This is a genomic window from Streptomyces beijiangensis (assembly GCF_017315755.1).
In the GTDB taxonomy this organism is placed as follows: domain Bacteria; phylum Actinomycetota; class Actinomycetes; order Streptomycetales; family Streptomycetaceae; genus Streptomyces; species Streptomyces beijiangensis.
The window spans coordinates 1-11,226 of the sequence record NZ_JAFLRJ010000454.1; the positions used below are offsets into that span (position 1 = coordinate 1).

Here is an 11,226-nt window from a genome sequence, read left to right on the forward strand (position 1 = left end):
ACCCCAGGGTGGGCTCGAAAAATGCCGGTCGGACGCGCTTGATCAGCCCTCGGTGAGTTTGCCGTCTGCTACCTCGATGCGGCGCGTTGTGTGCACCGCGTCCAGCATGCGGCGGTCGTGCGTGACCAGCAGCAGCGTGCCCTCGTAGGAGTCGAGTGCTGATTCCAGCTGCTCGATCGCCACGAGGTCCAGGTGGTTGGTCGGCTCGTCCAGGACCAGGAGGTTCACGCCCCTGCCCTGGAGGAGCGCCAGGGCCGCGCGGGTGCGCTCGCCCGGGGAGAGTGTCGTCGCGGGGCGCAGTACGTGCTCCGCCCTGAGGCCGAACTTGGCCAGCAGCGTGCGGACTTCCGCCGGCTCCGTGTCCGGGACCGCCGCGCAGAACGCGGCCAGCAGCGTCTCCGTACCGTAGAAAAGGCCGCGGGCCTGGTCGACCTCGCCGACCACGACACCCGGACCGAGCGCGGCGTGGCCGGTGTTCAGCGGGATACGGCCCAGGAGCGCGCCGAGCAGCGTCGACTTGCCCGCCCCGTTGGCCCCGGTGATCGCCACCCGGTCCGCCCAGTCGATCTGCAGGTGGACCGGGCCGAAGGCGAAGTCGCCCCGTTGGACCGTCGCGTCGCGCAGGGTGGCCACGACCGCGCCCGAGCGGGGCGCCGCCGCGATCTCCATACGGAGCTCCCACTCCTTGCGGGGCTCTTCGACGACATCGAGGCGTTCGATCATGCGCTGCGTCTGGCGGGCCTTGGAGGCCTGCTTCTCGCTCGCCTCGCTGCGGAATTTACGGCCGGCCTTGTCGTTGTCCGTCGCCTTGCGGCGGGCGTTCTTGACACCCTTGTCCATCCAGCCGCGCTGCATCTGGGCGCGGCCCTCCAGGGCGGACTTCTTGTCCGCGTACTCGTCGAAATCCTCACGGACGTGCCTGCGGGCCGTCTCGCGCTCTTCGAGGTACGCCTCGTACCCGCCGCCGTACAGGGTGATCTGCTGCTGCGCGAGATCCAGTTCGAGGACCTTGGTGACGGTGCGGGTGAGGAACTCACGGTCGTGGCTGATGACCACGGTGCCGGCACGCAGACCCGCGACGAACCGCTCCAGGCGCTCGAGGCCGTCCAGGTCGAGGTCGTTGGTCGGCTCGTCGAGGAGGAAGACGTCGTACCGGGAGAGAAGGAGGGAGGCCAGGCCCGCGCGGGCAGCTTGGCCGCCGGAGAGCGCCGTCATCGGCTGGTCGAGGCCGACGGTCAGGCCGAGGGAGGCCGCCACCTCGTCGGCGCGCTCGTCGAGGTCCGCGCCGCCGAGGTCGAGCCAGCGCTCCAGGGTGACGGAGTACGCGTCGTCCGCGCCCGGGGTGCCGTCGACCAGGCCCTGCGTGGCCTCGTCCATGGCGGTCTGCGCCGCGGCGACACCGGTGCGGCGAGCGAGGAACGTGCGTACGGTCTCGCCTTCGCGGCGCTCGGGCTCCTGCGGGAGGTGGCCGACCGTGGCGGTGGGCGGGGAGAGGCGCAGTTCGCCGTCCTCAGGAGTGTCGAGGCCCGCGAGGAGACGGAGCAGCGTGGACTTTCCCGCACCGTTGACACCGACGAGACCGATCACGTCCCCGGGCGCCACGACGAGGTCGAGTCCGGAGAAGAGCGAGCGGTCGCCGTGGCCTGCGGCGAGATCTTTGGCGACGAGGGTTGCAGTCATCAGGAGACCGATCCTAATCGGCCGGGGATCGGAGGAGGCCCGCGAGCTTGTAGAGGGCGAGGGAGTCGACCACGGCCACGTTGAGGCTGGCGCCGGTGCCGATCATGGGGATCTCCACGCAGGCGTCCAGGAGATCGAGGGCTTCGGGGTCGGACTGCATCACGACGGACGGAGTCCGGCGCAGCGGGCCGAAGCCTGCGAAGCAGTGCGAGGGGCGCGTCAAGAAGAGGTCAGCGGGTTCTGGTGGCGGTGAGCACGCTTCCCGTCGTACGTGCCACGACGAAGGAGCCGCCCTTGGCCGCCCGGGCGTCCAGTGGGATCCGGTGTGTGCCCGGTTCCAGCACCGCGTCGAAGACCTCCTGGGTGTGGACCCGGTTGAGGCGGTCGATGCGGTACGCCGTCAGCCGTACCCGGCAGGCCGACGTCACCTCCACGCTCGCCTCCCCCTCCGCCACCAGCAGCCCCGTCAGCCGCCGCCCCAACGGGCCACGGTCCAGGGCGTGTTCGATCTGGGCGACCAGGAGCGGGATGACCGGGGCCAGGCCGTCGACGTACGCGACATCGGCTCCGGCGCTGCTGAAGGCCTGCCGTACGGCTGCGCGCTCCCGCTCCCTCACCGCCTTGCCGAAGATCACCGCACCGTATGTGCGCAGCTCTTCCGGCGGTACGAATGCCGTGTCCGCGGCGATCTCCGCGCCGATGCCGATCGTACGGAGCGCTGCCGCGAGTCTGGCGAGGACGGCCACCCGGGCTCCGATCAGCAGGACGCGTCGGCGCTCGGGGGCGCGCAGGCGTTCCAGCTGGGTGCGGTACTCCTCGGCGCGGAAGCGGTACGGACCGATGCCGTGGTAGCCGTCCCGTTCCAGGTCGGCCGTCTCGCTGGTCTGCCAGGCGAAGTCGCGCCAGACGATGTCGCCCTCGTCCTCCTCGATGACCGCGGTCACCGCACCGCATTCGAGGCCTTCGCACTCGGGACAGCCGTAGATGACGTACCGGCCTCCGGACAGCGGGGCCTCCGCTTCGAGGAGAAGACTGCGTACGTGCGCGGTGAAGATGGCGGGTGGCACGTCGGAGGCCAGCGGGGACACCGCGTCCAGGTCGGACAGCTGGAAGAGCAGCGGCCTCCCGTCGACGATGAAGTCCAGGAAGTCCCGGTGCACTTGGTAGGCGCCGTCGGCCAGAACGCCTCCGGCCCGCATCGCCGGGGCCAGACCGAACGTCGCGTAATCGGCAGCCATGAGGTGAGTATCCCCACCTTCTCGGCGTTGTGAGCACGGCATCGCGCATTCCGCTACGGTCCGGTGGATGAGCAGCGAAGTGATCGTGGTGGGCGGCGGCGTCATAGGTCTGACAACGGCGATCGTGCTCGCGGAGAGCGGGCACCGCGTACGCGTGTGGAGCCGCGATCCGGCCGGTGGGACCACCTCGGCTGTCGCGGGGGCGCTCTGGTGGCCGTACCGCATCGAACCCGAGCGGCTGGTGGGCGACTGGGCGCTGGAATCGCTCCGGGTGTACGAGGAGCTGGCCGCCGACCCCGGGGCCACCGGTGTGCGGCTGGTCAACGGGGTGCAGTACGGGGAACGGCTCGACGGTCTGGGGCCCTGGGCACAGCACGTGGCGGGGTTGACGGAGGACGCGGAAGGGCTGTGGGCACGGCTCCCGCTGATCGACATGCCGGTGCATCTCGGGTGGCTGCGGGCACGTCTCGAAACGGCCGGGGGCACTGTCGAGGAGCGGGCGGTGACCGACCTGCACGAGATCCCTGCCGGCACCGTGGTCAACTGCACCGGGCTCGGTGCGCGCGATCTCGTACCGGATCCGGAAGTGCGGCCGGTGCGCGGGCAGTTGGTGGTCGTGGAGAACCCCGGCATCGAGGAGTGGTTCACCTCCGTCGATCATACGTCGAGCGAGACCACGTACGCCTTCCCGCAACCGGGCGGACTGATCCTTGGCGGCACCGCGCAGGAGGACGTGTGGGACCTGCGGCCCGATCCGGCCGTCGCCGAGGCGATCGTGGCGCGGTGTGCGCGGATCCGTCCTGAGGTCGCGAACGCGAAGGTGCTGGAGCACCGGGTCGGACTGCGGCCCGTGCGGCCGAGCGTCCGGATCGAGCGGGAGGAGACGGGAACGCCTCTCCTGCTGGTGCACAACTACGGGCAGGGGGGCGCGGGGGTGACAGTGGCCTGGGGCTGTGCGAGGGCTGCCGCCCGGCTGACCGACCGAAGGTAACTCGCCGGGCGGGCCCCATGCGGCGCCCGTCCGGCGACCTGTACTACCTCATCAGCCGTGGAACGAGGGCGCGTTGCTGTTCTCCGCATCCTCGCACTGCTTGGCCTGCTTGCGGTACGCGGCGGCCAGTGCGGCCTGCCTGTTGGCTTCGGCCGTGTTCCCCGCACGCCTCGCCTCGTCCGCCCGCTGGTCCGCCTGCGCGGCCTGCCTGCGCAGCAGCGCGGGGTCGCACGTGATGGGGCCGCTCGCCGTCGCGGCGGTGTGCGCGCCGGTGGCAGTGGCCGCCTGGGCCGGTGCTGCGGCCAGCAGGAGGCCGCCGGCCAGCACGGCCGTGACGGCGAGCGTCGCTGTACGTCGAATCACAGACTTCTCCAAATCCCGGTCCCTGAGGACCCGTTGGGGGGTGGCGGATGATCATCCGCCACCCTACCGGGACAAGATCAACAGTCTGTGGCGACTTCTCCCTCCGTGAGGTGATATGCGGCACGTTCATCGAGGAGGAGCGGAACCAGGGCGCGCTGCGACTGCCGCAGCGGTACGAGCACCCCGGCGCCGTCCGCCTTCGATATGACTCCGTGCAGGGCGAGTTCGTCCCCCACGTCGGCGAACTGAGCGGCGGTGAGCCGGTAGCCGCACGGTGGGTCCTGGAGGATCTGCTCCGCCTTCGCCGGGTCGTTGTCCGCGCCGCCGAGATAGACCGGGCCGCGGTCCTTGAACCCCGCGAGGCGCGAGGCGGTCGTGGCTGCCTCGATGCTTCCGCGGCGCTCTCCCACGAATCTGAACGCGCCCTTCAATGCGGCCAGTTGGGTGTTCACGCGCCGCCGGTGGTTCAGCGAGGCGTCCGCCTTCTCGGCCTCGCTGAGCGCGTCGGTCCGGGTCTCGACGAGCAGGCCCGCCGCGTGTTTGACCCCGGCCATGTTGCGCAGGATGCGTTCCTGACCGTCACCGGCGGTCTGTTTGATCGGGTCTCCGGTCACCGGGTCGGTCCAGATGCCGTAGATCCCGCTGCTGAAGCCTGCCTTCCCCGCGGTCGGTCTGACGTACTTCTCGGAGAGGGCGTTGGCCTCGGCGTGCACCCGGTCGGCGGTGTTGAGGTTGCGCGGCCACAGGGCCATCAGGTCCCTGTCGTAGTACGGCACGGTGGCGCCGTACTCGTGCAGGTCGTAGATGACATCGGGCCGCTGGTCGCGGATGACCGCGGCCATCGCGCGCGCCTCGGCCGTCTTCAGGGCGAGGTGGTCGCGGTTGATGTCCACACCGTCGGAGTTGCCCCGGGTGTCGGCGGCGCGGCCGTCCGGGTTGGCGGTCGGGACGACGAGGACCGTGGTGCGGTCCAGGAAGCGCCGGGTCGCGGCGTCCTTCGCGTACGCGAGATTGCGGACCGTCGTCAGACACGCCTCACGGCCGGACGGTTCGTCGCCGTGCTGCGAGCAGATGAGCAGCATGACGTCGGCGGTGCGGTGCGAGCCGATCCGCACCAGTTGGACCGGACGGCCCTGTTTCGTGGTGCCGATGGTGCGGACCGTGGTGCGGGCGCTCCCCCGGTCCACGGCGGCCAGGAACGCCTGTTCGCCCGGCTGGGTGGTCCAGTTCGCGCCGTCGCTGGTCTCGAAGCCGGTACGGGGCGGGGTGGACGTCGCCTGTGCGGGTGCCGTGATCAGGGGCATCGCGGCGGCAGCGGCGACGGCCCCGAGGGCGAGCGGCCTGATGCGCGGGCGCGCGGTCACCGGGCGGCACCCCCGGGGACGGCGAACGGGCGGATCGCGGCGGGCACGCCCACGCCGTCAAGACGGGACGGGGTGAGCGCCCGTGCCGTACCGGACGTGGCCTGGGCGAAGGCCCTGGAGCCGCCGACGAGCGGCAGGTTCGCCGAGGTGTGCGCGAGGTCGACGGTGAGGGTCGGCGTGGTGCTCGGCGGGTCGATGAGGCCCGCGTCCGTACCCGCGACGATCAGGGCGAGGCGGTGTCCGGCCGGCACGATGTGGTCGGTCGCCGCCAGGTCGATGGTGATCGTGTACGCCTTGCCAGGGGTGAGCGGGCGGCCCTTCTTGTCGGAGGCGTAGTTGCCCAGGTCGGCCCAGCCGCGGCTGAAGACGGTGTAGTCGACGGCTGCGGTCCTCGCCTTGGTGTCGAGGAAGCAGGAGCTGTCACCGGTGGTGCTCGCACCCCAGCAGCTGCGGGTGGTGAGCGTGGTGATGCCTTCGGTGGCGGAGGCGTAGTCGCGGATGGTGTCGGGGCCGAGGTCGACGAGGACGGCCGAGAGGTGGGCGGTCGCCGTGCTCGGGGTGGCGGTGACGGTCACCGTCGAGGAGCCGGAGAGCCTCAGGTCCTTGGTGAGCGGCTTGGTGGTGAAGCCGGTCTTGGCGGGCGTGGAGGTGTCGATCGCCGAGGCCCAGCTGGTCTCGTCCTGGGCCGGATCGTCGGTGAAGGTCTCGGTGGCTCCGGGCTTGGCTGCCTTCAGCCCGAGGGTCCCCACGCCGGCCGAACTGCCGGTCTGCGGGCGGACCTTGGTGGTGTCGGTCGCGCGCGGCGGCCAGACCTTGTCGGTGGACCACTGGTCGGGGTGTCGCTCGATGTCGGCCATCGGCTCGTGGTCGATGCCGTTGTCGTAACCCATGAGGTAGTGATCGAACCAGCGGTGCAGGGTGTCCACCCAGGCGCCGCGCCGGTAGTCGAAGGGGTCGACGTGGCCGGTCTGGGAGAACCAGATCTTGCGCTCGACACCATTCTTGGCGAGCGCGTCCCACCACTGGCCGAGGTGCTTGGTGCGGACGTTGAGGTCCTGCATGCCGTGGACGGCGAAGACGCTGGCCTTCACCTTGTCCGCGTCGCGCACATAGTCGCGCTCGCTCCAGAGCTTGGTCCAGTCCCCGGTGCGCGGGGCGCCGTCGACCAGCTTCTTCTGTACGGCGGCGCAGCGGGCCAGCTGCTCGGGGCTGTCCACGTACTCCGCGAGGGAGTCGGGGCCCGAGTCGTAGAGCGGGGCGCCCTGCTGGAAGTAGTAGTCGTACCAGGAGGAGATGCCGGCGATCGGGACGATCGTCTTGAGGCCCTCGACTCCGGTGGCCGCGACGCCGTTGGCGATGGTGGCGTCCCAGCTCTTGCCGATCATGCCGGTGTTGCCGTTGGTCCAGTCGGCCTTCGCCGCGCGGGCGGTGCCGGTACGGGTCGTGTAGGCGCGGGCGCGTCCGTTGAGCCAGTCGACGGCGGCCTTGGCGGACTGGATGTCGGAGTGGCCGCCGATGTCGATACAGCCGTCGGAACGGTTGGTTCCGGCGAGGTCCACGGCGACGAAGGCGTAACCGCGGGGCACGAAGTAGTTGTCGTAGAAGAGCGGGAACTGGACGACGTTGCCGTTGGCGTCGTACGTCTTCTTCTGGCTCTCGTTGCCGCGCCCGCAGCAGGAGTAGTACGGGCTGGCATCCATGATCACGGGGATCTTCCGGCCCTGCTGGGCGGGTTCCCTGGGCCGGACGATGTCGACGGCGACCCGGTCGGCCTTGCCGTCCGCATCACCGTCGAGTCCGGTGTCCACCCATACGGACTCGCGTATCGCGTTGTCGTACGAGTAGACGGGTCTGCTCTCCCGGGCCGGGGCGGCCTGCGCCCCGGACGGCGAGTCGAGTACGGCCATCAGGGCGGCTACGGCCCCCACCACCAGTGTTCTGCGTATCGGCATGGCCCGGAAGGTACTCCGGTCAACTCCCGTACAACAGGGGGCAGTAGACGTGTCAAAGCGGGCCAAGTCGCTCACGGGGCGACAGAGCGCATGGCGTCGGGATGGCAATTCTGTGACAGCACCGACCATGTCCATGACTGATGCACCGATGACTGCATAGGCTCCAAGGGATCTTCTGTCCCTATGACTTGGAGCAATCGTGCACCGCAGACTGATCGTCCCGAGCGTGCTCGCTGCCTCGCTGCTGCTGGCGATCCCGGCATCGGCAGCAGATTTCAAGCCCGGAGCCCCGGGCATCGGCGACTCGTACTACCCCGCGTACGGAAATGGCGGGTACGACGTCTCGCACTACGACCTCAGACTCAGGTACCAGCCGGACACCGACCGCCTCGACGGCACGGCGACGCTCCTGGCGAAGACCACGCAGGACCTGTCCCGCTTCAATCTGGACTTCCTGCTCGACGTGAGCGAGGTACGGGTCAACGGCGCCAAGGCCTCTTTCGCCACCTCCGGCCAGCACGAGCTGGAGATCACCCCGGCCAAGCCCCTGGCCAAGGGCACGTCGGTGACGGTCGTCGTCCGCTACAGCGGGGTCCCGTCCACGAAGACCGCGTACGGCTTCTCCACCTGGCACCGCACCCCCGACGGCGCGGTCGCGGCCGACGAGCCCGAGTCCGCGTGGTGGTGGTACCCGAGCAACGACCACCCGCTCGACAAGGCCACCTACGACGTCTCGGTCTCCGTGCCGGACGGTACCCAGGCGATCAGCAACGGCACGCTCCAGTCGCAGAGTTCGAAGCTGGGCCGCACCACCTTCAACTGGCGCTCCAACAAGCCGCAGGCGACGTACCTGACCACCCTCGCGGTCGGGAAGTTCGACATCACCACCGGCACGACCGACTCCGGCATCCCCGTCGTCAACGCGTACAGCAAGGACCTGGGCGACAACGACGGGGCGGCGCGCGCGAGCGTAGAGCGGACCGGCGAGGTCGTCGACTGGCTGAGCGGGTACTTCGGTCCGTACCCCTTCAGCGCGGTCGGCGGCTATGTGCCGAACACGACGACCGGGTACGCGCTGGAGACCCAGACACGGCCGTTCTACAGCCAGAAGCAGTTCGCGAGCGGCTCGAACGTCTCGGTCGTCGTCCATGAGCTGGCCCACCAGTGGTACGGCGACGACGTCTCGCTCAAGGGCTGGAAGGACATCTGGATCAACGAGGGCTTTGCCCGCTACGCCCAGTGGCTCTGGTCGGACAGCGAGGGCGAGGGCACCACGCAGGAGCTCGCCGACTACGTGTACGCCTCGCACCCGGCCGACGACCCGTTCTGGACGATCAAGCCCGGTGACCCGGGCGCGGAGAACCAGTTCGAACTCCCCGTCTACGACCGGGGCGCGCTCGCCATCCAGGCGCTGCGCAACGACATCGGCGACGACGCCTTCTTCGCGATCCTCAAGGGCTGGCCGCAGGATCACGCGTACGGCAACGCCTCGGTGGCGGACTTCCAGAAGTACGCCGAGAAGGTCTCGGGCAAGCCGCTCGCCGGCCTCTTCGACACCTGGCTGTTCCAGCCGGTGAAGCCGGCCACGGCGGCCAAGGCCCAGGCGCGGATCGCGACTTCGGCGGCCACGCCCGCCCAGCCGAAGTCCTGGAAGCAGATCACCGCGACGAACACGGTCCACGAGCACTGACGCGGCAGCAGCTACGTGACGGGCGGTGGATACGCTGCAGGTCCACCGCCCGTCGCGTGCCGCCGAGGAGCCCCTGTGCCTGACCGAATCCGGCCCACCCTGGAGGCCGTCGCGGCCCGTGCGGGGGTCTCCAGGGCGACGGCGTCGCGCGTTGTCAACGGCGGCGCGGGGGTGCGGGAGCGCTTGGTGGAGCGGGTGCGCCTGGCGGTCGACGAGCTCGGTTACGTACCGAACCACGCGGCCAGGACCCTGGTGACGCGGCGCAACGGCGCGGTGGCCGTCATCATCGCCGAGCCGGAGATACGGATCTTCTCCGACCCGTTCTTCTCCCTTCAACTGCGCGGGATCAGCCGCGAGTTGACGGCGAACGACTCCCAGCTGGTACTGCTCATGGTGGAGGGCAGCGGGGATTACGACCGGATCGCGCGCTATCTCGCGGGCGGCCATGTCGACGGCGCGCTCGCCTTCTCCCTGCACACCCAGGACCAACTCCCCGCCGTCACCCACAAGGTCGGCATCCCGACCGTCTTCGGCGGGCGCCCGGTGCGGACGGGCGCGGGGGCCGAGCTCGCCGTGCCGTACGTGGACTGCGACAACCGGGGCGGGGCGCGCGATGCCGTACGCCACTTGGCAGGCCTGGGTCGGCAGCGGATCGCGCACATCGCGGGCCCGCAGGACCAGACGTCCGGCATCGACCGGCTCGACGGCTACCGGGACGTCCTGGCCGACGGCGACCCGACGCTCATCGCCCAGGGCGCCTTCACTGCGGACAGCGGGGCCCGGGCGATGGCCGAACTCCTCGACCGCCACCCGGATCTGGATGCCGTCTTCGCCGGGAACGACCTCATGGCGAAGGGTGCGCTGCGAGTGCTCCAGGAGCGCGGGCGGCGGATCCCGGAGGATGTCGCGGTGGTCGGCTTCGACGACATGGCGTCGGTCGTGGAGACCACGACCCCGCTCCTCACCACGGTGCGCCAGGACATCGAGGAGATGGGGCGACTGATGGTACGGCTGCTGATCAGCGGCCTGGACCGGGGGGAAGGCCCCACGCCCGACTCGGTGATCATGGAGACGGAACTGGTGCGCCGGGCTTCCGCATGAGGCGGCCGCGCCGGCGATGGCTGGCGCGGGCCTCGCGGGCCAGCGGCAGATAGCGCAGCCGCTCGGGCAGTACGGGCACCACGGCGCGGACGACCCGGCCGAACCGGCGCAGCTTCCGCTCCTGTGCGTCCGTCCACTCCAGACCGATCGCCTCGCGCGCGTCGGGCGGCATGAAACCGATGGTCACGAAGCGTCGGAAGCGGGCGATCGGGGGCAGCAGTACCGGCCAGAGCATCCGCAGCAGCAGGCGCAGCGGGAGCGGGCCGCGATCGGGGGCGGCGATCACGGTGTCGATGGCGAGGAGCTCCTTGACGACGGGGGTCGCCTCGATCTCCTCGGCGAGCATCTTTGCGTAATACGGCCAGAACGCCTCGATGGTCTGCGGCATGTCCCGGTCGTGGATGCCGAGGATCCGGCCGACCTGGAGCCACTCCGCGTAGAGCTGCCGCTCCTGCGCGTCGGTGTACGGGCGGCCCAGGTATTTCCGCGCGTGGTGGAAGACCGGGAAGCCGGTGGCGTGGACCCACGCGTAGTGAGCGGGCGTGAGCGCGTGGTAGCGGCGGCCCCGGGTGTCGGTGCCCTGGATGGTCCGGTGCATCCGGCGCAGCCGCCGGCCCTCCTCGGCTGCGGCCTCCCCTCCGTACACCCACAGCTGTACGGAGCGCAGGGAGCGCTCGCCGCGTCCCCAGGGATCCGTCCGGAACACGGAGTGCTCGTCGACCCCGGCGCCGACGGCCGGGTGGGCGACCTGCATCACCAGTGCGGCGGGCAGGGTGAGGAGCATCCGGAGATCGCCCGCCTCGCTCCACAGGACCCCGCCGGGTGGCGGAGGCAGGGGGTCGGCGGT

At 70.4% G+C, this 11,226-nt stretch carries 10 protein-coding genes; 3 read left to right on the top strand and 7 right to left on the bottom strand.

The annotated features are described in order from the left end of the window. Window positions 1–42: 42 nt before the first annotated feature. From J0695_RS34335 to J0695_RS34345, 3 genes are read right to left on the bottom strand one after another with little or no spacing between them, the layout of a single operon-like run. Window positions 43–1,680, bottom strand: a complete 1,638-nt coding sequence (locus J0695_RS34335; RefSeq protein ID WP_206968685.1) for an ABC-F family ATP-binding cassette domain-containing protein — start codon at window positions 1,678–1,680, stop codon at window positions 43–45. A gap of 13 nt (window positions 1,681–1,693) precedes the next feature. Next, complete coding sequence (locus J0695_RS34340; protein WP_206968694.1) at window positions 1,694–1,903, bottom strand: RNA methyltransferase; 210 nt, start codon at window positions 1,901–1,903, stop codon at window positions 1,694–1,696. A gap of 7 nt (window positions 1,904–1,910) precedes the next feature. Further along, on the bottom strand, window positions 1,911–2,918 hold the full coding sequence (locus J0695_RS34345) for an oxidoreductase (protein WP_206968686.1): 1,008 nt from the start codon (window positions 2,916–2,918) through the stop codon (window positions 1,911–1,913). A gap of 67 nt (window positions 2,919–2,985) precedes the next feature. On the opposite strand from J0695_RS34345, the gene J0695_RS34350 reads away from it, so the two are divergent. Continuing rightward, window positions 2,986–3,909 carry an NAD(P)/FAD-dependent oxidoreductase gene (locus J0695_RS34350; protein WP_206968687.1) on the top strand — a complete coding sequence of 308 codons (924 nt, stop codon included), beginning with the start codon at window positions 2,986–2,988 and terminating at the stop codon, window positions 3,907–3,909. A gap of 51 nt (window positions 3,910–3,960) precedes the next feature. Here J0695_RS34350 and J0695_RS34355 read toward each other — a convergent pair whose 3' ends face one another. The 3 genes from J0695_RS34355 to J0695_RS34365 all read right to left on the bottom strand — a co-directional run bounded on the left by J0695_RS34355 (window position 3,961) and on the right by J0695_RS34365 (window position 7,588). Next, the gene (locus J0695_RS34355; RefSeq protein WP_206968688.1) at window positions 3,961–4,272 is read right to left on the bottom strand and encodes a hypothetical protein; all 312 of its coding nucleotides are present in this window, start codon (window positions 4,270–4,272) and stop codon (window positions 3,961–3,963) included. A 77-nt stretch (window positions 4,273–4,349) separates the two neighbouring features. After that, window positions 4,350–5,576 carry a M14 family metallopeptidase gene (locus J0695_RS34360; protein WP_206968693.1) on the bottom strand — a complete coding sequence of 409 codons (1,227 nt, stop codon included), beginning with the start codon at window positions 5,574–5,576 and terminating at the stop codon, window positions 4,350–4,352. Window positions 5,577–5,632: 56 nt separating this feature from the next. After that, window positions 5,633–7,588, bottom strand: a complete 1,956-nt coding sequence (locus tag J0695_RS34365; RefSeq protein WP_206968689.1) for a Xaa-Pro dipeptidyl-peptidase — start codon at window positions 7,586–7,588, stop codon at window positions 5,633–5,635. Between the two features lie 199 nt (window positions 7,589–7,787). Here J0695_RS34365 and J0695_RS34370 point away from each other — a divergent pair, with 199 nt between their 5' ends. Beyond that, the gene (locus J0695_RS34370) at window positions 7,788–9,278 is read left to right on the top strand and encodes a M1 family metallopeptidase (protein WP_206968690.1); all 1,491 of its coding nucleotides are present in this window, start codon (window positions 7,788–7,790) and stop codon (window positions 9,276–9,278) included. Window positions 9,279–9,353: 75 nt separating this feature from the next. Further along, on the top strand, window positions 9,354–10,379 hold the full coding sequence (locus J0695_RS34375) for a LacI family DNA-binding transcriptional regulator (RefSeq protein ID WP_206968691.1): 1,026 nt from the start codon (window positions 9,354–9,356) through the stop codon (window positions 10,377–10,379). On the opposite strand, the gene J0695_RS34380 is transcribed toward J0695_RS34375, so the two are convergent. Beyond that, window positions 10,342–11,226: oxygenase MpaB family protein (locus J0695_RS34380; RefSeq protein WP_206968692.1), on the bottom strand; the 885-nt coding region annotated here is incomplete at its 5' end. The two genes, J0695_RS34375 and J0695_RS34380, sit on opposite strands and share 38 nt — an antisense overlap.